Annotated in this window: 16 protein-coding genes and 1 rRNA gene; 12 read left to right on the forward strand and 5 right to left on the reverse strand. The window is 50.8% G+C overall.

The genetic code is table 11. The features are described from left to right. Positions 1–39 precede the first annotated feature (39 nt). Positions 40–1573 (reverse strand): 16S ribosomal RNA (locus EJO50_RS09250). Between the two features lie 354 nt (positions 1574–1927). Between EJO50_RS09250 and grxC the strand changes: the two genes are divergently transcribed. From grxC to EJO50_RS09270, 4 genes are all read left to right on the forward strand, one after another. Beyond that, positions 1928–2185, forward strand: coding sequence for a glutaredoxin 3 (gene grxC, locus EJO50_RS09255; protein WP_125973551.1), 258 nt, complete (start codon positions 1928–1930; stop codon positions 2183–2185). Between the two features lie 104 nt (positions 2186–2289). Then, positions 2290–2760, forward strand: coding sequence for a protein-export chaperone SecB (gene secB, locus EJO50_RS09260; RefSeq protein ID WP_125973553.1), 471 nt, complete (start codon positions 2290–2292; stop codon positions 2758–2760). Beyond that, positions 2741–3187 (forward strand): SH3 domain-containing protein, encoded by a 447-nt coding sequence (locus tag EJO50_RS09265; RefSeq protein WP_125973555.1) that lies wholly within the window; start codon positions 2741–2743, stop codon positions 3185–3187. The genes secB and EJO50_RS09265 overlap by 20 nt, the downstream gene beginning before the upstream one ends. After that, positions 3184–4176 carry an NAD(P)H-dependent glycerol-3-phosphate dehydrogenase gene (locus tag EJO50_RS09270; RefSeq protein ID WP_125973557.1) on the forward strand — a complete coding sequence of 331 codons (993 nt, stop codon included), beginning with the start codon at positions 3184–3186 and terminating at the stop codon, positions 4174–4176. Before EJO50_RS09265 ends, EJO50_RS09270 begins: the two co-directional genes overlap by 4 nt. Positions 4177–4236: 60 nt before the next feature. On the opposite strand, the gene EJO50_RS09275 is transcribed toward EJO50_RS09270, so the two are convergent. Continuing rightward, positions 4237–5601, reverse strand: a complete 1365-nt coding sequence (locus EJO50_RS09275) for a DUF1501 domain-containing protein (RefSeq protein WP_125973559.1) — start codon at positions 5599–5601, stop codon at positions 4237–4239. A 9-nt stretch (positions 5602–5610) separates the two neighbouring features. After that, complete coding sequence (locus EJO50_RS09280; protein WP_164521468.1) at positions 5611–7362, reverse strand: DUF1800 domain-containing protein; 1752 nt, start codon at positions 7360–7362, stop codon at positions 5611–5613. Between the two features lie 352 nt (positions 7363–7714). On the opposite strand from EJO50_RS09280, the gene EJO50_RS09285 reads away from it, so the two are divergent. The 5 genes from EJO50_RS09285 to aroA all read left to right on the forward strand — a co-directional run bounded on the left by EJO50_RS09285 (position 7715) and on the right by aroA (position 12078). Then, positions 7715–8635, forward strand: a complete 921-nt coding sequence (locus tag EJO50_RS09285) for a branched-chain amino acid transaminase (protein ID WP_125973563.1) — start codon at positions 7715–7717, stop codon at positions 8633–8635. 112 nt (positions 8636–8747) lie between these two features. Then, the gene (locus tag EJO50_RS09290; RefSeq protein WP_125973565.1) at positions 8748–8948 is read left to right on the forward strand and encodes a zinc-finger domain-containing protein; all 201 of its coding nucleotides are present in this window, start codon (positions 8748–8750) and stop codon (positions 8946–8948) included. A gap of 151 nt (positions 8949–9099) precedes the next feature. Next, a complete protein-coding gene (gene waaF / locus EJO50_RS09295) occupies positions 9100–10107 on the forward strand; it encodes a lipopolysaccharide heptosyltransferase II (protein WP_125973567.1) in 1008 nt (335 codons plus the stop codon). A 52-nt stretch (positions 10108–10159) separates the two neighbouring features. Further along, positions 10160–10567, forward strand: coding sequence for a hypothetical protein (locus EJO50_RS09300; protein ID WP_125973569.1), 408 nt, complete (start codon positions 10160–10162; stop codon positions 10565–10567). Between the two features lie 221 nt (positions 10568–10788). Beyond that, complete coding sequence (gene aroA, locus EJO50_RS09305) at positions 10789–12078, forward strand: 3-phosphoshikimate 1-carboxyvinyltransferase (RefSeq protein ID WP_125973571.1); 1290 nt, start codon at positions 10789–10791, stop codon at positions 12076–12078. 134 nt (positions 12079–12212) lie between these two features. On the opposite strand, the gene EJO50_RS09310 is transcribed toward aroA, so the two are convergent. After that, the gene (locus EJO50_RS09310) at positions 12213–12932 is read right to left on the reverse strand and encodes a substrate-binding periplasmic protein (RefSeq protein ID WP_164521469.1); all 720 of its coding nucleotides are present in this window, start codon (positions 12930–12932) and stop codon (positions 12213–12215) included. Positions 12933–13093: 161 nt separating this feature from the next. Further along, positions 13094–13498, reverse strand: a complete 405-nt coding sequence (locus EJO50_RS09315; protein WP_125973575.1) for a hypothetical protein — start codon at positions 13496–13498, stop codon at positions 13094–13096. A gap of 497 nt (positions 13499–13995) precedes the next feature. Here EJO50_RS09315 and EJO50_RS09320 point away from each other — a divergent pair, with 497 nt between their 5' ends. The 3 genes from EJO50_RS09320 to hrpA all read left to right on the forward strand — a co-directional run bounded on the left by EJO50_RS09320 (position 13996) and on the right by hrpA (position 22796). Then, positions 13996–15612, forward strand: coding sequence for a glycoside hydrolase family 19 protein (locus tag EJO50_RS09320; RefSeq protein ID WP_125973577.1), 1617 nt, complete (start codon positions 13996–13998; stop codon positions 15610–15612). 363 nt (positions 15613–15975) lie between these two features. Beyond that, on the forward strand, positions 15976–18429 hold the full coding sequence (locus EJO50_RS09325) for an adenosylcobalamin-dependent ribonucleoside-diphosphate reductase (protein ID WP_125973580.1): 2454 nt from the start codon (positions 15976–15978) through the stop codon (positions 18427–18429). 461 nt (positions 18430–18890) lie between these two features. Then, positions 18891–22796, forward strand: a complete 3906-nt coding sequence (hrpA, locus tag EJO50_RS09330) for an ATP-dependent RNA helicase HrpA (protein ID WP_233702027.1) — start codon at positions 18891–18893, stop codon at positions 22794–22796. The last annotated feature ends 66 nt before the right edge of the window (positions 22797–22862 follow it).

Here is a 22862-nt window from a genome sequence, read left to right on the forward strand (position 1 = left end):
TCGATGAGTGTGAGTACTCAATCCAAAAGTCTTCTCTTGAAAGGAGGTGATCCAGCCGCAGGTTCCCCTACGGCTACCTTGTTACGACTTCACCCCAGTCATGAATCCCACCGTGGTAAGCGGCCTCCCGAAGGTTAGCCTACCTACTTCTGGTGAAACCCATTCCCATGGTGTGACGGGCGGTGTGTACAAGGCCCGGGAACGTATTCACCGCGACATGCTGATCCGCGATTACTAGCGATTCCGACTTCATGGAGTCGAGTTGCAGACTCCAATCCGGACTACGATCGGTTTTATGAGATTAGCTCCACCTCGCGGCTTGGCAACCCTCTGTACCGACCATTGTATGACGTGTGAAGCCCTAGCCATAAGGGCCATGAGGACTTGACGTCATCCCCACCTTCCTCCGGTTTGTCACCGGCAGTCTCCTTAAAGTGCCCAACCAAATGATGGCAACTAAGGACAAGGGTTGCGCTCGTTGCGGGACTTAACCCAACATCTCACGACACGAGCTGACGACAGCCATGCAGCACCTGTGTTCAAGTTCCTTGCGGCACCCCCCAATCTCTCAGAGGTTCTTGACATGTCAAGGCTAGGTAAGGTTTTTCGCGTTGCATCGAATTAATCCACATCATCCACCGCTTGTGCGGGCCCCCGTCAATTCCTTTGAGTTTTAGCCTTGCGGCCGTACTCCCCAGGCGGTCTACTTCACGCGTTAGCTGCGTTACTAAGGAACGAATTCCCCAACAACTAGTAGACATCGTTTAGGGCGTGGACTACCAGGGTATCTAATCCTGTTTGCTCCCCACGCTTTCGTGCATGAGTGTCAGTATTAGCCCAGGGGGTTGCCTTCGCCATCGGTGTTCCTCCGCATCTCTACGCATTTCACTGCTACACGCGGAATTCCACCCCCCTCTGCCATACTCTAGTTCACCAGTTTGCAATGCAATTCCCAGGTTGAGCCCGGGGCTTTCACATCACACTTAATCAACCACCTGCGCACCCTTTACGCCCAGTAATTCCGATTAACGCTTGGACCCTACGTATTACCGCGGCTGCTGGCACGTAGTTAGCCGGTCCTTATTCTTCCGGTACTGTCATCCCCAAAAGATATTAGCTCTTAGGATTTCCTCCCGGACAAAAGCGCTTTACAACCCGAAGGCCTTCTTCACGCACGCGGCATTGCTGGATCAGGCTTGCGCCCATTGTCCAAGATTCCCCACTGCTGCCTCCCGTAGGAGTCTGGACCGTGTCTCAGTTCCAGTGTGGCGGATCGTCCTCTAAGACCCGCTACAGATCGTCGCCTTGGTGAGCCTTTACCTCACCAACTAGCTAATCTGATATCGGCCGCTCTAATAACGAGAGGTCTTGCGATCCCCCTCTTTCCCCCTCAGGGCGTATGCGGTATTAGCTATCCTTTCGGATAGTTATCCCCCATTACTAGGTACGTTCCGATATATTACTCACCCGTTCGCCACTCGTCAGCGCTGCAAGCAGCCTGTTACCGTTCGACTTGCATGTGTAAAGCATGCCGCCAGCGTTCAATCTGAGCCAGGATCAAACTCTTTAGTTTAATCGCTAAGCTAGTACTTACTGGCTTACAAAACTCAAGCCATTCCGAAAAATGACTCTTACTATGCAAGCACTTGTTTCGCTTCCGAATCAAGCACTCACACTCATCGACTGTATTTTTTTAAAGATCGTTTCGCTTGCCCAAACACTGTGTTGCCGTGTGTGCTGCAGCGAGAGGCCGAAATATACCGATCTCAGCGCATCAGGTCAATACTCTGCTAGTAGCAAAACCCCGCAAAGTAGCTAAGTTATTGATTTATATAAATCCAAACCAGCATGCAGTTCTCCTCCTTGTAGAATCAAAAACTGCCCTCACTTACTAACTACATCTGATAACAATTCCAAGGATCCAAAAATGGCCCATATTTTAATGTACAGCACCGGGGTCTGCCCTTACTGCGTGATGGCTGAACGTTTATTAAATAAGAAAGGCATCACAGAGATTGAAAAAGTACGTATTGATTTGAATCCTGAACGTCGCGATGAAATGATGAGTCGCACTGGCCGCCGCACCGTGCCGCAAATTTATATTGGCGAGCATCATGTCGGTGGTTTTGATGATTTAGCTGCGCTAGATCATGCTGGCGAGCTAGATGCTTTATTGACCCCGTAATACAATCACACAAAGCTAGACGATAGTCATTCACGCATAAATCGTGCGATGATTTCGCCTTCATGTTTTACCCACCTATATAAAATAGAAAATAAGGATTTGCCATGAGCGAACAGAACCAAGAGCTCCAGCCCGTTTTTGCCATTCAAAAACTGTATGTAAAAGATATTTCTCTTGAGTCCCCGAACTCGCCGCAAGCCTTTCTGGAACAAGCCGAGCCTGAATTTAATATTCAGTTTCGCAATCAGGCCCGTAGCTTTGATAATGGTTTTTATGAAGTATCTCTGACTGTTACAGCACAGGCCACCGTGGAAGAGCGCACCATCTTTCTGGTTGAAGTAACCCAGAATGGCTTATTCAATATCGAAAACGTAGCTGCAGAAGAAATGGATCCGCTCCTGGGTATTGGTTGCCCAAGCATTCTGTTCCCTTACCTGCGTGAAGCAGTTTCTGATTTGACAACACGTGCTGGCTTTCCGCCGCTGATGTTGCAACCGATCAATTTTGAAGCAATCTACTTGCAACAGCGTCAGCAAGCAGAAGAGCAGGCCGCAAATGCACAAACCACTCATTAAGCTGAGTGTAATCGCTGCGTTGGCGTTGTTGGTCAACGCAGCTTTTGCCCTTGAATATCGATCCATCGCCCGCCATGGCGTTGTTTTATCTGAAGCACCGGCCGATGAAGCTAAAAAGCTGTTTTTGATGAGTAAGGGCATACCACTTGAGCTACTCGCCGAACAGGGGGACTGGGCCAGGGTAAGAGACAGAGCAGGCAGCTTAGCCTGGCTCAGAAAAAAAGACCTCAGTACCAGACACACCGTACAAGTATTGAGAGAGGCGATAATCTACAAAGTAGCCGATGCTAAATCAGCCATTCTTTACCGTGCAGGCAAAGATTTACTGCTTGATCTGCAAGAAAACACCCGCACTGGCTGGCTAAAAGTAAAGCATCGTGACGGTGTGTCTGGGTTTATTCGTATTGAGGAAGTATGGGGCATATGAAATTAGCTGTCTTAGGTGCAGGCTCTTGGGGCACTGCGCTCGCCGTTCGTTTTGCTGACCGCCATCAGGTCACCCTCTGGTCACGCGATATTGAGCAAGTTAAAGAGATGCAACTCGCCCGCGCCAATCCTCGCTATCTGAGTGACTCCCTTTTCCCGACCTCACTCACAGTCACTCATGATCTTGCGAACGCGGTACTTAATACCGAACTGGTTCTGATTGTGACACCGATGTCAGGTTTACGCACCTCACTAAAAGCATTGCGTGATTTAGATTGCAAAGCGGCCGTGCTATGGGCCTGCAAAGGCCTGGAAGCCGGCACAATGCTACTGCCACACCAGATTGCCGAGCAGGAAATGGTCGGCAATGTCTCACGCGGTATGCTATCTGGGCCCAGCTTTGCCCAGGAAGTAGCTAAAGGCCTGCCCGCTGCGGTTACTATTGCGGCAAGCGATGCACAATTTGCCCGCCACACGGTAGAAGAGCTGAACACCTCAGTGTTACGCCTCTATGCCAGTGATGATTTAATCGGAGTAGAAATTGGCGCTGCAGTTAAAAACGTGATTGCAATTGCTGCAGGTGTGTGCGACGGACTAAATCTGGGGCTTAATGCAAGGGCCGCATTACTCACCCGTGGCCTTGCCGAAATGGCGCGCTTTGCAGCGGCCCTGGGCGGTAAAACCGAAACCATGATGGGTCTTGCCGGGATTGGCGACCTGATGCTGACTGCAACCGGTGATTTATCACGTAACCGCCGCGTGGGCCTGCTACTGGCACAAGGCTTAAGCCTTGATGATATCCTAAAAAATCTAGGCCACGTCGCTGAAGGCGTACCAACCGCCCGTGAAGTATTGCGTCAGGCCAATGAGCTGGGTATTGAAATGCCGATTACAGCGGCCGTGTGCAAAATGCTGTTTGAACGAATGCCAGTGCAAGATATTTTATCCGAGCTCATGGGGCGCAGCCCCAAAATGGAATCGGAGATCTAGCAAAGCCCATCACAGCAGGTTTGTCAGCAAATAAGCCAACAAACCTGCCCAGAGTTCGAACTAGACTTTCATTATGTTGAGCACATTTTCATCAAATCGTGCCAACGTTGGCAGCACCAGATAACGATCAGCATCGGCTACACCAAACCATTTAGCCAGAGGCCAGGCAAACTGCTCAACGGATAAGTCAGGGATATGACGCCCCTGCCCCACATCGTCACTCCCCCCCAGTACAGGCATCGGTACGCGGCCATAAATCTGCCCGCCTGCCACGGCCCCCCCCATCACAAAATGATGACTCGCCCAGCCGTGATCCGAACCGCCGCCATTACTGCTCAGAGTACGGCCAAATTCCGACCCGGTAAATGTAGTAACCTGATCCTGCAAACCCAGCTCACTGAGTGCACTATCAAAAGCCATCAAAGCATCATTCAGCATTTTAAGCAGCACAGGGTGCTTGGCAATCAAACCATCATGCAAATCAAAACCACTCAGCTGCACCATGAAAACCTGCCGCTGATTACCAAGCTGCCCCTTCACGCTGATTAACTTAGCCACCATCTTCAGTGAATCTGCCAGGGCATTCCCCCATGGGAACACCGTATTTAAAGCAGGTGCAGCTTTTAAAACAGCATCAAGCTTTGAAGATGTATTCAAACCGCGCTGAGTCACTTTTACATACTCATTTTCAAGATGATTACTTTTATTATTTGTCATCATCGTTTTTAAATCAGTCATAAAATCAGGCCCGAAGACATAATTAGAACCCCACAAAAGCTGAGGATTGCCACTTACGCCAACCGAAAAACTTCTCGCCTCCTTGCCACTTAAATAAAGCCCAATTCCGCCAACTGAAATACAGCTAAGCGCTGCGCTGGCATTACTATTTAAAAATAAATCCCCAACCCGCCCTCCCCAGCCCGAATCAGCGCCCTCTGCCATGGAAGACATCCAGTAACTCTGCTGATCATTATGCGAGAACAACTTGGGTGGCAAAGGGACACTACGATTTTGATACTGCAATTTGGTCGTCGGCTGAATCAGTGGCCCCATATTTGCAACCACAGCCAAACGCCCGGCAGTGTACAAGGAAGACAATCCTGACAGCTGCGGAGCCAACGCCATTTGCCTGCCATCGCTCAAAGCATTGGGCAAAGCACTCAGCTGTGCTCGCGGTATTGCTAATGATTGTCGAATAGCAGCATAAGCATTGTAATTAGCCAGATCATAAGGAATTAACGTATTTTGATGATCATTACCGCCAGACAAAAATACACAAACCAAAGCCTTATAATCACCCGGCATCGCCGCAGCTGCGGCTTCACCCATTAATGACAAGTTAAATGCCATCGGAGCGGCAGCGCCCGTGGCTGCCAATATTCCTGCGCGACGCAAAAACTCGCGACGTGAAAGATGCTTATCCATCGGAGTTCCTTATTTTAAAACCAGATATTCGGGGTTACTCAGTATCATCAACAATGCCGCAAAGACACGATTCTGTTTTTGGATGTCAAGCTTTGCAGGATTGGGGTCACCGATCGCCAATTTACTGACACTAGCCACGATCGCAGATTTCACTGCCTCGCTAAGCTGACCGCAAACAAATAAAAGGTTAAAGCGCTCAACCAGGAGCAAGGGCTGATCAGCCAGTGCTTTTTCCTCATGCAAAAAAAGTGATAGCCCCGTTTCTTTTCTATCGTTCTGATTATTACCATTGCTGTCGTTATAAGTGCGCAAGGTGCTGTTTTCCGGAGCCGTCAACAAGCTATACAAGTAGTTAAGCTGCACAATGGTTGAAATTTCCGAAACGATCTGCATTTCAGGAGCGACCAGTCCCTGCTTCGCAAGCTCGGAGCCTGGCGGCACGTAGCCTGGCCTGAAAAAATTAAATACGCTGCTGGCCCCCAACGGCCCCTGGCCCAAACGCGTACTCGGATCCGTGGTATTACCCAGCCGCCATACCCCATCCGGGCTTCTGTAATCCAGCGTTCTAATCAATTGAACCAAACGGATCATCGGTTCACGATGCTTACCTGCAAATGCATTACCGTCGGGAGCCTGCCTGGCTTCAGGGTCCATCAAAATAGCCGAGATCACATTTTTCATGTCGCCCCTGCTACTTGCCCCGCCACCATTAAAGGCAGTAGCCACCCTAGCTATATATGCAGGACTCGGGTTACTGCATACAAAACGCTGAATTAATTGTTTACCAATAAAAGGCCCGACATTGGGATGGTTAAATAAAGTTGTCAATGCCGTTTTCAACGATGCATGCCCATCAGTACCAGCCGGAATGGTCACCCCCAGAAAACTCTTTTCTAGAGCAGAGTGATCGGCATTTTGCAAGGTCATCGGCTTTCTTGATAATTCGACATCTGGGTTGGGAACGCCAAATTGCAAAGGGGCACTCCAGCCAGTAAAAACACGGGCTAAATTTGAAACCGTATCAAGGTTATAGGTTTCAATCGCCTGGCCCTGAGCATCTTTCTTAAGCGAGCCGTCTATATTTAATTCATAAAGTCCGATCGTAAAAAGCTGCATCACTTCACGAGCATAATTTTCATCTGGACGCCGGCCTTTATTGTCTTCCTTTAAATTACCCAGTGTCCCCAGCATCCGCCCCATTGCGATACTTAGCGTCACTTCACGAAGCAAATTATAAAAATTGCCAAATGCATTTCTTTGCAAAATATCCATAAAATCAGCCATAACCAGCGACTTAATCGTCTCCGGCACATCAACCCCTGCATAGCTGATCACAAAAATTTCAGACAAAGCCAAGGTCATGCGCTGCTGCAATACATCATTTCCCGTAAACATGCTTTGCCATAAAATATTGGGAAGACCCTGCCAATTTTGGTAAGCAGCTAAATCCTTGACACGCAAATCGTTAGCATAGGTCCAGCGGGAGGGCTGTGGTGATGTCTTAAACTGCTGTGTAAGCCATGCCTCGTAACCAATTTCTTTCAACATATTTATTTCAATCTGACGACCACCAAAGCCAGCTTGCGCCAGAAAGCGAGCGGCTTCTGCATCGCTCTGCGGTTTAAGTACAGCCACCTGCCTGTTGGAGGGAGCAGGATCCTTTTGCGAACCGCCACAGGCAGCAAGAGCCAAACTTGCGGCGAGCACCGCCGCCAGCTCTGCACTTTCCCTAGAAGATGCAGCAATTTCATCAGTATTCACAACGCCTCTCACTCTATTAAAATATTGGACTTTTCTTATGCACATGGCTAAATTTCACAAAAATTCGGGCAACAATATCAAATAGACATATTATCTTGCGCTTTAAGCCCATCAGCATCACGGAACCAGATTTCACTTCCCGTAAACGCAACCTTCATGCAAGTGAGCCTAAGATGTAAGGCATATTCACCACGGTGTAAATAAGGCACACTCCTTCCCCCCTTATCACCAGGGGATAAAATCAGCGCTTGTTTTTTTACAAGCCATTGAACCCCCAGCCAAAAATCCCCTCTTTTTCAGTTACAATCAGTACTCACTTTTTTCATCAATGCTTTGGGTAGGAGTTTGCAATATGTCGATGTCTGACCGCGATGGCCTGATCTGGTATGACGGTAAATTGGTACCGTGGCGCGATGCGACCACACACGTCTTAACTCATACCCTGCACTACGGCATGGGCGTGTTTGAAGGTGTACGCGCTTACGAAACCCCAAAGGGCACCGCGATCTTTCGGCTGCACGAGCACACAGAGCGCTTATTTAACTCAGCCAAAATTTTCCAGATGAACATCCCGTTCAGCTTTGAAGAAGTCTTCGAAGCGCAAAAAACGGTGGTGCGTGAAAACAAGCTGGCTTCCTGCTACCTGCGCCCGCTAGCCTTTGTAGGATCGGAAAAACTGGGTATCGCAGCAACAGGTAACGCAATCAATGTGATCGTTGCTGCGTGGCCATGGGGTGCCTATCTAGGCACGGAAGGCCTGGAAAAAGGCATCCGTGTAAAAATTTCCAGCTTCACACGCCATCATGTAAATGTATCCATGGTGCGGGCCAAAGCCAGCGGCTATTACGTCAACTCCATTCTGGCACATCAGGAAGCCGCCGCCGACGGCTACGATGAAGCCATGCTGCTCGATACCGAAGGCTATGTATCCGAAGGCGCGGGCGAAAATTTATTCATTGTTAAAAAAAGCAAGCTCTATACCCCGGATGTATCAAGCTGCCTTGATGGTATTACCCGCAACACCGTCATCACACTGGCAAAAGAAGAAGGAATTGAAGTCATCGAAAAACGCATCACCCGCGATGAAGTCTATACCGCAGATGAAGCATTCTTTACCGGCACCGCCGCCGAAGTAACGCCGATTCGTGAACTCGACAACCGCCCTATTGGCTCCGGCAGCCGCGGCCCGATTACCGAACGCCTGCAAAAGCGCTATTTTGACTGTGTAAAAGGCTTAGATCCTAAACATGAAGACTGGCTGGCTCTGATTTAAGAATATGGATCCGGCTGCAGATAGCCCTATATAAATATTCAAGCAGGGGGTGGAGCACATCCACTCCCTTGATCTATGGTGACTGAATCACCACGCATGAAAGAGAAAACCCATGGAACTCAAAGAAAATACCCAGCGTGAAATCGAAGTGCTGGCAAGCGATTTACCGCTGCATTGCCCGATGCCCAATATGCCAAGCTGGAATTCACACCCGCGTGTATTTCTGCCTGTTGCCAAAAATGGCGAAGCACTTTGCCCTTACTGCGGCACGCACTACCGCCTAAAGGCCGGTGAAGTAGCCAGAGGGCACTAATAGATAGTGAGTCATCTCCCTTGGGGCTGATTGCATTCCCGCCGTCTCACCCGCTGCAACTATTGGCAAATAAAAACGTGTCATTGATGCTGTGCAGGTATGGTCTCGCAAACACTGAAATCATCACCTGCTCAGTTGATCCTCTGAGCTTATGAAAAAAATTCTGATTATCGCCCCGGCATGGGTTGGCGACGCCATTATGGCTCAGCCTCTTTACCGGCGTCTGCATCAGCGCCACCCCGGCCTGATTCTAGATGTACTCGCCCCCGCCTGGACCCGCCCGCTCCACGCCCGCATGCCCGAAGTGAGCGAATCCTTTGATACGCCTTTTGGCCATGGCGAGCTGAAGCTGGGCACGCGCTGGACATTAGCACGGCAAATGAAAAAGCGTGGCTATGATCAGGTGATCGTACTACCCAACTCGCTTAAGTCTGCACTCCTGCCATTTTTTAGTGGCATTAAAACCCGCACTGGCTGGGTGGGCGAATCACGCTACGGACTTTTAAATGACACCCGGATACTTGATCCGCTGGCCTTACCGCAAATGGTCGAGCGCTTTGCTGCACTGGCCGAAGACGCCAATCAGGCCATCGTGCGTCCCGTCCCCTTCCCACATTTAGTGGTAAACGATCAGGACCGGGCAGCCAGTGCCACAAAATTAGGCTTTGATACCAGTAAACCAATGATCGCACTTTGCCCCGGGGCAGAATACGGCCCCGCCAAGCGCTGGCCGGGCCGCCATATGGCAGCCCTTGCCCAGAGCATGCAGGAACGTAGCTTTCAGGTATGCATTTTTGGTTCGAATAAAGATCGTGAAATAGCTGACGAGATTCTGGCTGGTGCACCTGGCACAATTGATTACTGTGGCAAAACCTCGCTGGCTGAAGCTATTGACATGATGTCACTCGCCCGGGCGGTGGTCAGTAATGACTCCGGTCTGATGCATGTAGCCGCTGCGCTGGAGCGCCCTCTGGTGGCAATTTATGGCTCCAGCTCGCCCGAATTTACCCCGCCCTTGTCAGCCAGGGCCAAAGTGGTCACTCTTGACTTAGAATGCAGCCCTTGCTTTGAACGCCTCTGCCCGCTCAAACACATGGACTGCCTTAACCTGCTTAAGCCTGATAAGGTCCTGATCGCCTTGGATCAACTACTGGCTTAATTTTTCGATGCTTTAGTCATAGATATAAGGCCTTGCCTGAAGAGGGATTATCATGAAAAAACATTTCAGCAAAGCGAGTCTGCTATTTGCCTTTCTGATCTCATCAGCCACCCATGCGGCCGATGTAGGTATATCGGTGCAATTTGGGCAGCCCGGTTTTTATGGCAGCTTCAATATTGGCGACTTTCAACCGCCACGGCTTATTTATCGCCAGCCAAAAATCATTCAACGGCCTGCTGTTACCCAACCTCCAGTGTATCTGATCGTGCCACCGGGCCATGCCAAAAACTGGTCCAAACACTGCAGCCGATATAACGCCTGCAGTCGCCCCGTCTATTTTGTCCAAGAAAGCTGGTACAACTCGGAAGTAGTCCCTCGTTATCAAGAAAATCGTAACAACGACCGAGATCACAATAAACACCATGGGCATGGAAAAGGGCATGGGCATAAGTACAACTAGAGCGTTTTAAGCTTGAAAGCATTCCTAAACTGATAGGCAACCAGCGGCAGGAAATGATTTTAATGACCATTTTTTGCACCGGCCACCATGGTATGCCACAGCCTTTCTGCTGGGCAGCACGGTTCATTATGGACCTACTGACTTGGATATTTTTCAAACAAAAAAACAAACTGAAACGTCCCTTCCCCGGCCTGCCAAAAACCTTTAACACGGAACGCCTTATGGAACACATCACCCTTGCCCCTATCGCCCGCGTCAACGGCACTGTTGCGCTGCCCGGCTCCAAAAGCATTTCAAACCGCACTTTGCTGCTGGCCGCATTGGCAAAAGGCACTACAACCGTAAAAGGCCTGCTGGCCGCAGATGATATTCACTACATGCTGGAAGCCCTAAAAGCACTAGAAATTAAGTGGGAGCAAACCGGGGAGAGCCGTGATTTTATTGTGCATGGCGCGGCAGGGGCTTTTCCGGTTAAAACCGCAGAATTATTCTTGGGCAATGCAGGCACAGCGTTTCGCCCGCTGACTGCTGCGCTGGCACTTTGCCAGGGGCACTACACCCTGAGCGGCGTGGCCCGCATGCACGAGCGCCCAATTGGTGATCTGGTCAATGCTCTGCGTGAAGCCGGTGCAGATATTACATGCACCGGCACAGAAGGCTACCCGCCGCTGGCCATTCAACCTGCCACATTCAACGGGCAGGTCATCAAAGTAAAAGGGAATGTATCCAGCCAGTTTTTGACCGCGCTCTTAATGGCTCTGCCCCTTACCGGTCAGGCGGTCACCATCGAAGTGATCGGCGAGTTAATATCCAAGCCGTATATCGACATCACCCTCAAGCTGATGGCGAAATTTGGCGTGCAGGTTGAGCAAAAAGGCTGGGGCAGCTTTAGCATTGCAAAAGGCCAAGCTTACCAAAGCCCCGGAACCATTGAAGTAGAAGGCGATGCTTCATCTGCATCTTACTTTTTAGCGGCAGGCGCAATAGGCGGAGGCAAAGTACGTGTGACCGGCATGGGCAGCGACAGTATTCAGGGCGATAAACGCTTTGCCGAAGCACTGGCTTTAATGGGCGCAGAAATCACCTGGGGCAGCCATTTTATTGAAGCAGCACCGCCCAAGAACGGCCAGCTGACAGGCATTGATGCTGACATGAACCATATCCCCGATGCCGCCATGACTCTCGCGGTGGTGGCACTCTTTGCCAAAGGCCCGACCACACTCAGAAATATCGCCAGCTGGCGCGTGAAAGAAACCGACCGCCTTAGCGCCATGGCTACCGAACTGCGTAAAGTGGGTGCAAGTGTGATTGAGGGGAAAGACTTTATTACCGTCACGCCACCTGAATCACTGATTGCAGATGCCGCGATTGATACTTACGATGATCACCGCATGGCAATGTGCTTCTCGCTGGTTGCCATTAAAGGAGTGGCAGTACAGATTAACGATCCGCAATGCACGGCAAAAACCTTTCCGACCTACTTTGAAGAGCTGGCCAAGATTTCTGCATAAGACGTATCAATCAACAACAGGACGCGGTATTTCTTTAAGAAATCCGCGCCCTCTCTGTTTTTTGCAGCCTGACAACCCGGGCCGCATTAAAAATAAACGGCAGCGACTCCGCCAAAAAATCAACTATCGGCGGACTAGCGATAGCGCTCCAGTATTTTTCGCAAAGTATACTGAGCCTGCAACGCGGCAATTGCCCGATCCACTTCAGCAACCCTCACCTGCCCCGAACGCGAAACCGCACACTGCCCTTTAAAGCTTCGCAGTATCGTAAAGGGATGTAAAGGCATTTTAAACAGCCCCTGCCTTTGCAAATACTCCAGCTCAAACTGATTAGTCACCATATGCTGCACCCGCCCAACCATCATTTTGCGCAAATTATTGCGCATACTTGGCGCATCATCACGCAAAAAGCGTTCTCCCAATACCCGGTCAAGCTCGGCATAAACATAACCTAAAACCGTACCAATACGAACATTGGCAAAACCATCCAGCGAAGCTGGCTTGCTGGCTCTCTGGTCACTAATCAATAACTCTGCATTCGGAATAAACGGCGTGCTCCAATCAAATTTGCCTGGCAGCCAGGCAGGCAGATAATTGCACAAGACATCGGAGCCACCACTTTCTATAGAGTGCACCAGACGCTTACGAGGTAAAAGCACAAAGCGGGCTTTGCGCCCCATTTGTGCAGCCAGTGCCTGCCCAAGATCAAAATACAAACCGGCAACCAGCTGATTATTCCTCACCTCGGCCCAGGGCATGGCATCGCCATCTAAAACCAGCACTTTTAATTCGGCTGCTTGCAGCAAAGAAAGGGGGCAAAATAACAGGGCAAAAAGTAAGCGGCAGCGGAGCATACGGGGCATCAACCATAGGACAGAGCAAATCAGTTGAAGAAGAACTCATCAAAGCTAAATCATAGCACTTTACTTATAATTTACTGAATCGACCCGAAAGCAAAGGTGTAGTCAAATACCCTCTTTCAATTTATGAACGGCAGCGCCCAAATGACATCATTTCAATGTTTTTTGCGTGTAACTTGTTGCTTATGGGCAGGCGGCTTGCCGGGTTTAGCCACCTTGGGTTTAGCCGAAGAGGCTTTCCTACGTTGCTGTGCGCCCCTTTTTTTATTCACCGCCTCACGCGGGCGCACTCCTTTACTCTTAGCTGCAACAGTTGTCGAATTACGCTTTTTGCTCACGCTGGCAGATGTTTTTTTACCAGCAGATGTGCGTGCAGAGCGCTGATTACGATGCGCCTTTACTGCAGGCTTTGTTGTAGATGGCACAGCCTTGTTCGCAGCGGGGGCACGTTGAATCACAGGTGCAGCAGATGGCACATCAAAGGGCAGAGGAGCATCTTCGGCATAAACACAAAAAGGCAATAATGCGGCAAAGAATAAAACCAGAAAAAAAACACGCATGAACATCTCGTCAGCAAAAAAATCAACAGGGGTAAGTATACCGGATTCCCCTCCTAAGCAACGCCTGCCCAAACCAATTAAGCAACAACCAGAAAACAGTAATTAGCAATACCAATTATGAGCATATTTATTGCCTTAACCGGGGGCAATTACCTGTTTAAATCATTATCGCCATCCAGCTCAAAGCTTATATTTGTAATATTTCCCAGCTAAATACCCTTTTTATAAAAACAAAATACTCATTAAAATCAGCAGAATATTGCGTAAAATTGCGCCCTGCCATCAAAATGAAACAAAGCCTGAATTAATAATCAGATATCGATCCGTTGTCATTGACACCGCAACTACAAATGCTACTATCCAAAAACCTTACAATCACAAATGAAGATACCACTTCATACAAAAACAGACAGGCTAAAGCCTGCATTTCTAAACCTGATCTGCGCTGATGCCTTGATATCAGCCAACAGACTTTATTTCTGGATGGAGCAAGAGAGATGAAAGTAAAAAACCGAATCACGGCTTTGCTGGCCGCGATGTTGATGAGTGCTTCCCTGATGGCCGCAGACTGGAGTGCCAGCAACTCCTATGCAGCAGGCGTAACCACAAGCTACAAAGGCCAGAGCTGGAGAGCAAAATGGTGGACTCAGGGCAATGTGCCAGGGGCAGAGCAATGGGGCCCCTGGGAATTAGTGAGTGACGCAACGCCTGTGCCTACTGCCGCACCAAGCCCCGTTCCAACTCAAGTGCCAACACCCGCCCCACCCCCCGCACCAACAGCCCCCTCAACGCCTGCTCCTACTGCCGCACCAGTTCCAGGAGCAATTGCCTGCAAAGCCGCATGGGTATCGAGCAGCAGCTATGCCGGTGGCAGTGTAGTGAGCTATGCAAACCGTAACTACACCGCCAAATGGTGGGCAAATGCCGCCGAAGAACCAGGCAAAAGTGCAACCTGGGCCGATAACGATGCCTGCAGCGGCACAAGCACAGGCGGCACAACGCCGCCTCCTACAGATAGCGCCCCAACCCTCGGCCAGGCTCTGGCACGTGAAACCGAGCTAACCAATAACGATTTTTTCCGTAAAGTAAAAGCATCGGTACGCACAGCCAGCAATGCCATTGTGGATGCCGTTGCTCCCGGCAAAAGCGATAACCCGCTAAATGTAAAGCGGGTTGAGGCGCTCGTGCCCGAGCAAAAGTTTCAATACTATTTCTCGGTGCGTCACCCAAGCTACACCTATCAGCGCTTCTTGCAAGCCATCGCCAAATTCCCGGGAATTTGTGATGACTACAGCGATGGCCGCAATGCAGACCAGATCTGCCGCCGCTCGCTGGCAACGATGTTTGCGCACTTTGCCCAGGAAACCGGTGGCCACAGCGTCACCCAGTATGGCATTGATGAATGGCGTCAGGCGCTGGTGCATGTCCGCGAAATGGGCTGCACCGAAACCGGCACAGGCTGCGGCTACAACACCGAATGCACCGATCCGGTCTTTAACGGCGTATGGACCTGCGGCAAAAACGCTGACGGCAGCTTTAAAAAATACTTTGGCCGTGGCGCCAAGCAGCTTTCTTACAACTACAATTACGGCCCGTTCTCGCAAGTGATGTTTAGTGGAGATCAAACCAAGCTTTTAAATGACCCTGATCAGGTTGCTGAAAGCTGGTTAAATATGGCTTCCGCCACATTCTTCTTTGTGTATCCACAGCCCCCAAAACCATCAATGCTGCACGTGATTGATGGCAGCTGGGTGCCAAATGATCAGGATAAGGCACGAGGCCTTGGCAATGATTTCCCAACCACCATTCAAATTATTAACGCCGAATGCCAGGATGCCACCCTCAAACCCGCAGCTAAAAACCGCATCGACTACTACACCGAGTTTGCGCGTGATTTAGGCTGGGATATCAAGCAAGAATCAATGATCTGCACCAGTATGCAGCGCTTCGAAAAAGGCAGCTCCGCCGCCTACCCTATTTTCTGGGAAAAAACCTGGAATGCGGGGCAGGATAATCAGTGCCAGCTGGTCGATTACCAAACACCATATAACGCACTGATCGAAGGAAATTATGTAAAGTGCGTGGAAAAAAACTGGAATATAAAACTGAAATAAACAAAATACTCTGGCGACGGCCAAGGCCTGATTTATGGCTGCGCTGGCGGCAATCCCGGGGCTCGGCATAGTTTATAAAGCAAGCGGCCAGGGCACTGGCGATAAAAAAACAGGAAGCAACGAGCTTCCTGTTTTTTTATCGGCGTAATGCAAAGGTAAAGCAAAACTATTACCAGATGTTTTAAATTCCACACAGCATAAGCGCATTTCGCTTAAAATCTCGCCCTCTCGCGCGCGCGACTCCAATAAAGGGCCAGCGTCCTCGACCAGCAGAAGCAGATATTAATTAAAAATACCCCACCGTGCACTTTATGCATCAGCCACACGATACCGAACACGATCAATTATTTAGGAAATACCCATATGGCTCCGCAAGAAATTTCTCTGGATGTATTACTGGAAAAGTATGCCAAGGGCGAAGAAGCCTCCATTGCCGATGTGCAGGCGCGCGTCGCCAGCGCTTTGGCCAGTGTAGAGCAGCCCGATTTTAAAGCTTACTTTCAAGAGAAATTTTTGTGGGCACAGCAAAATGGTTTTGTACCGGCTGGCCGCATCAACTCCGCAGCCGGAATGGATTTACGTGCCACGCTGATTAACTGCTTTGTGCAGCCCGTGGGCGATTCGGTTTCCGGCAGCACCGACGGTAAGCCAAGCATTTATACCGCACTCTCTGATGCAGCAGAAACCATGCGCCGTGGCGGCGGCGTAGGCTACGACTTCTCGACCATCCGTCCCAAAGATTCGCTGGTGCGCGGCACACGCTCACGCGCGTCCGGCCCGGTTTCATTCATGCAGGTGTTTAATGCATCATGCTCGACAGTAGAATCTGCCGGTGCACGGCGTGGCGCGCAGATGGGCGTATTGCGCGGAGACCACCCGGATATTCTGGAATTTATCCGCTCTAAAGATCAGGGCGGACTGACCAATTTTAATATCTCGATCGGTGTCACCGACGAATTTATGGAAGCGGTCAATAACGATAAAGACTTCTGCCTGGTACACAAAGCCGAGCCTTGCGAAGAGAAAGTTACCGCAGGAGCTTATCAGCGCGAAGACGGGCTGTGGGTACACCAGACCATCCGTGCCCGTGAGTTGTGGGAAGAAGTGATGAAATCCACTTACGATCACGCCGAGCCGGGCATCCTGTTTTTGTCCCGCATGAATGCAGATAATAATCTGTATTACTGCGAAACCATCGAAGCGACCAACCCTTGCGCCGAGCAACCTTTGCCCGATTACGGCTGCTGCTGCTTAGGCTCGATCAACCTTACCCGCTTTGTAAAATCACCGTTTTCCTGCGATGTGAATTTTGATTTTGAAGGCTTTCAGGAGGTGGTCAGCATCGCCATCCGCATGCTGGATAACGTACTGGAAGCCACCGCCTGGCCACTGCCACAGCAAAAAGCCGAGGCCATGTCCAAGCGCCGGATTGGCCTGGGCTATTTAGGCCTGGGCAGCACACTGGTGATGATGGGTCTGCGTTACGATTCTGATGCGGGCCGCGCTCTGGCAAAAAAAATCTCTGAAGTCATGCGCGATGCGTCTTACCTGGCATCAGTGGATTTAGCCAAAGAAAAAGGCACATTCACCCTGTTTGACAGTGATAAATATCTGGCAGGCAACTTCGCCAAACGCCTGCCAAAAGCAATTCGTGCGGCAATTGCCAAGCATGGTTTGCGCAACTCTCATCTGCTATCGATTGCCCCCACCGGTACCATTACACTGGCCTTTGCCGACAATGCCTCCAACGGAATCGAGCCAGCTTTCTCCTGGGTTTATAACCGCAAAAAACGCATGCAGGACGGCACCACGCAAACTTATGAAGTAGCCGATCACGCCTGGCGCCTGTATCGCCATATGGGGCACGATGTATCGGATGACAGCAAATTGCCTGAGCCCTTTGTCACTGCCCTGAATATGTCAGCCAGCGATCACATGAAGATGCTGGAAGTCGTGCAGCCCTTTGTAGATTCAGCCATTTCTAAAACCGTCAATGTGCCTGCCGATTATCCTTACAGCGACTTCCAGAATTTATATATGGATGCATGGCGCGCAGGGCTAAAAGGCCTGGCAACCTACCGCCCGAACAGCATTTTAGGCAGTGTGTTGTCGGTGGCCAGCGAAGCGCCGGCGGTTGTTGAAACCGTTGTGCCTGATGATGATTTACTACGTAAGCAATTTGACCGCCGCCCGCTCGGAGACTTGGAATCGGTTACTTCCAAAGTGCAGTACATGACTTACGAAGGCAAAAAAATTGTTTACCTCACCGTCAGCTTTATTCATATCAGCGGCATGGTCGGCGGCGAGTTAGTCACCATCGAGCGCCCCTTTGAATTCTTTATGCCAGCAGGTCAAAAGAGCGAAGATCAGCAGTGGATCACCGCCAGCATGCGGCTGTTATCCATGGCGGCCCGCTCCGGCGGCTCTATCGCCAAGGCTCTGGCTGATTTACGCGAGGTAGTCTGGGATAAAGGCCCGGTGCGCTGCGGCATGATCACCAAAGATGACGGCAGCCAGGCACCGCTATTTCATGACTCCGAAGTGGCTGCCATCGCCTACTCATTACAGCGCACACTCATGAAACGCGGCTTTTTGGATGCATCCGGCAATCAGGTGCCCACACCGGTACTGGCCGGGCGCTTTAAACAGAAGTATCAGGATCATGCTATGGATGATTTGAGCCACAGCGCAGATAACAGCCCGATCAGCTATATCGCCACCGGTAAAAAATGTCCAGAATGCGGCGCTTATGCCTTACAGAAAATAGACGGATGCAGCCGCTGCGTATCCTGCGGCTATGTAGGCGCTTGCGGTTAATCTACCTGCCCTTACATCACAGCTTTAATCCCTCGGCAAAGATGCAATTACTCTGAAAATGACAGTAATTGCATCTTTGCCGATGCTAGAACATATACGCTGGCAGGCTCTGATTCGGCCAAGCGCTTGATAAATTCAACTAAAACAACTCCAGCAAAAATAAACAGACAGGCCTTTTTAAGAAACACACCCTGTGCTTTGCAGTAAATAAGCAACGGAGCGCACTCATGCCCCACTGATCGCCCCCGCACTTTAACAACCGGCCCCTGCCTTATTTTCACAAAACAGCAATACATACCAAGAAAGAATCCCGAAAGCGTGTCCTTAGCTATTGGTGCTCATATCAAGCCGGTGCTTTAATCATCCATTACCTGATTTATCGTCTTAGCATCATGGGGCCCGCATGGTAAAATCACCGCCTTCCTATCTGTACAAGCTTACCCCCAGCGATGAACCCCACGGTGTCTAGTCCCATTCCAAGCTCAGAGCAAAACTATCTGCAGCAAATTGCCGACACACAATTGGCCGACAGAGGCAATCTGGAGCGCCTACTGCATCGCCTGAATCAGCGGCAAGCCAAACAGCAGCCTTGCGATAAAGAATTACGTGAGCTGGAAGCGGGCATTGCCAAATCACTGGCCAAAAGCGAGCTGCGCAGAAGCCGCCTGCCCCGCCCGGAATTCGATGAAAATCTGCCAGTAAATCAGCGTAAAGACGAGCTAAGCGAGGCGATTGCCAAGCATCAGGTGGTGATTGTTTGCGGTGAAACCGGCTCGGGAAAAACCACGCAGCTACCGAAAATTTGTCTGGAATTGGGCCGTGGTGTGCATGGCCTGATTGGCCACACCCAGCCGCGCCGCCTTGCCGCCAGATCGGTCGCAACACGTATCGGGCAAGAATTAAAATCCGAAAACGCTGTTGGTTTTAAGGTGCGCTTTACCGATAAAACCACTGACGCCAGCTATATCAAGCTGATGACCGACGGGATTTTGCTAGCTGAAACGCTGTCTGACCCTTACCTTCTGAAATACGACACGATTATTATCGACGAGGCGCACGAGCGCAGTCTGAATATTGATTTCTTACTCGGCTATATCAAGCAGCTGCTGCCTAAGCGCCCCGAGTTAAAAGTCATCGTTACCTCCGCCACCATCGATGCCGATCGCTTTAGTCAGCATTTTGCCGGTGCACCTGTCATGGAAGTCTCTGGCCGCACCTTCCCCGTGGAAGTGCGCTATCAGCCACTGCACGCCGTAGATGAAGACGATCAGGAGCTGGAAATGGAAGAAGCCATTGTCCAGGCCATTGAAAATCTGTGGCGACACGATGGCAGTGGCGATGTGCTGGTGTTTTTGCCTGGTGAGCGCGAGATTCGTGAAACCGCAGAAGAGCTGCGCAAAGCCAAGCTGCGCGACGCCGAAATTCTGCCGCTGTTTGCACGCTTGTCGAACGAAGATCAGCAGCGGATTTTTAGAAGCTCCAGCAGTGGCCGCCGTATTGTACTGGCCACCAACGTGGCCGAAACCTCGCTCACCGTGCCGGGTATCCGCTATGTGGTGGATTCTGGCCAGGCACGGATTAAACGCTATTCGCCGCGCGCAAAAGTCGAACAATTACTGGTAGAGAAAATCTCCCAGGCATCGGCCCGCCAGCGCTCTGGCCGTTGCGGCCGGGTGGCTTCCGGTATTTGCGTGCGGCTTTATGATGAAGCTGACTTTAATAACCGCTCCGAGTTTACCGATCCGGAAATCGTTCGCTCGTCTTTAGCAGCGGTGATCTTGCGTATGGCAGCACTCAAGCTGGGGCATATCGACAACTTCCCTTTCTTAGAAGCGCCATCCAGCCGTTTAATCAGCGACGGCTATCAGCAGCTGCGTGAGCTGGGTGCAGTCGATGTGGCAGATCAGCTCACGCCCATTGGTAAACAACTCGCCCGCCTGCCGGTCGACCCGCGCATAGGCCGCATGTTGCTGGCCGGGCGTGATGAGCATTGCTTAGCCGAGATTCTGATTATTGCCTCGGCTCTATCCGCGCAAGATCCGCGCGAGCGCCCTTTCGACGCCAAAGAAGCCGCTGCCCGTGCCCAAGCCAAGTTTGTGGATGACAAATCCGACTTTTTATCTTTCCTGCGCATGTGGGAATTCTTTAGCGAAGCGCTGGAGAATAAAACCAGCAATCGTCAGCTGATTAACCTCTGCCATGAGCACTTCTTATCTTATCTGCGCTTACGTGAATGGCGTGATTTGCATCGACAGCTGAGTGAAATCTGTCAGGATCTCGATTTACAAGTCAATGACTTGAAAACTGCGCCGGGCACGCCAGAGCAGATTTTAAAAGCGCTAATGACGGGATTACTTGGCAATATCGGCTTTAAACAACCAGAAAACGACGAATACCTTGGCGCACGCGGGATTAAATTTAATATTTTCCCCGGCTCTGGCCTGAAAAAAGCACGGCCAAAGTGGATTATCGCCGCTGAAGTGGTTGAAACCACCAAGATCTACGGCCGCTGCGTGGCTGCCATCGAGCCTGAATGGGTGGAGCGCATCGCCGCCCACTTGGTGAACCGCCATTATTTTGATCCACACTGGGAAAAAACCTCGGCGCAAGTGAATGCCAGCGAGCGCGTTACCCTGTACGGCCTGCCGATTGTGCCCAAGCGCCGCGTGCATTTTGGCAAGATTGATCCGGTGGCCTCGCGCGAGATTTTTATTCGCGAAGCCTTGGTCAACTTTAATTACAATAGCCGCGCCAAATTTTTTGAACATAATAAGGCGCTGATTCTGGATGTGCAGGATTTAGAACATAAAGCCCGTCGTCAGGATGTGCTGGTGGATGATGACGCGCTGTTTGCGTTTTTTGACGCCAAAATTCCAGCCGATATTGTGAATGGCGCAGGCTTTGAAGCATGGCGTAAGCTGATAGAACGAGACAACGCCCGGCACCTGTTCCTCGCCCGCGATGATTTAATGCAGCACGGCGCAGCTGCGGTGACGGAAGAGCAATTCCCGGAATTTTTCCGCCTGAACGATGCCAAGCTGCCGCTCTCTTACCGTTTTGAGCCAGCCCACCCGCTCGATGGCGTAACCATCACCCTGCCGCTGCATCTTTTAAATCGTGTGAATCACGCTATTTTTGACTGGCTGGTGCCGGGCATGATCCGTGAAAAAATTACCCTGCTGATTAAGTCTTTGCCCAAAGCAATCCGCCGTATCTGCGTGCCGGTACCGGAATTTGCCACCAAGATGCTAGTTGAGCTGGATAATGCCTCCAGAACCGAACCACTACTACCGCAACTGGCACAAGCCGTGGGCCGTGGCGCGGGGCTGATTGTACCAAGCGACGCTTTTAACCCCAGGGATCTGCCACCCCATCTGCAAATGAACTTTAAAATTGTGGACGACGCAGGCCAAGAGCTGGCGCAAGGCCGCGACCTGATTGCGCTGCGTGCCCAGCTGGGTGAAGCGGCCCAAATAACTTTCCGCGATGCTGCAGATGACAGCGTCAGCATCGAAAAAACCGGCATTATGAAATGGGATTTCGGCGATCTGCCAGCCAAGATCAACTTTAAACGCCAGGGCCGCTCGATTACTGGCTTCCCTGGCCTCGTGCCTGAAGAAGACGCGGTTGCGATTCGCCTGTTTGATACCGAATACGCTGCAGCCAGAGCGCATCGGGACGGGGTGATTTGCCTGCTGAAATTCGAGCTAAAAGACCATGTCAAACAGCTGCCTAAATCACTGCCCACCTTTAACCCGCTGGCTTTACAGCTGCGCGGTATATGCAATGGCGACGAGCTGATGGATGACATCGTGGCCTGCATTTGCGATCGCGCCTTTATTGGCGAAGATGATGCGCCGCGTAAGCCTAAAGAGTTCGATGGCCAGAAATCCCGCGCCAAAGTTCGCCTGCCCTCAGTGCGCGATGCCGTAATGCGTATCCTGGCCGAGCTCGCCCAGGAATACGTAGCGCTAAATAAACTGATCGCCAAACCATCGCCCTTTGCCAATGCAATGACAGAGCTGCTTGGCCAACTGGTATTCAAAGGCTTTTTACATAATACCCCGTGGGAGCAATTGCCACGCCTGCCCATCTACGTAAAAGCCATGCGCATTCGCGCCGAAAAACGCGTTGCCAATCCACAAAGAGACGGCCAGCGCGGTGCAGAAATCAACGAGTTGTATAAGCGCTGGGAAGCAGAGATGCTGAAATGGGAAAAAGACGGCAGAGACACCACGCCGCTGGCTCCATTTCGCTGGATGATTGAAGAGCTGCGTGTTGGGCTATTTGCCCAGGAGCTAAAAACGCCTTATCCGGTATCGGTAAAGCGCCTGACCAAGGTATTCGAGGATTTGACCAAGCATTAATAATACAGGCCGGCTGATGCATTAATACGATTCAGCCAGCCTGTCATGCGGTGCTTTTTTTGTGGC

Source organism: Iodobacter ciconiae, assembly GCF_003952345.1.
GTDB lineage: Bacteria > Pseudomonadota > Gammaproteobacteria > Burkholderiales > Chitinibacteraceae > Iodobacter > Iodobacter ciconiae.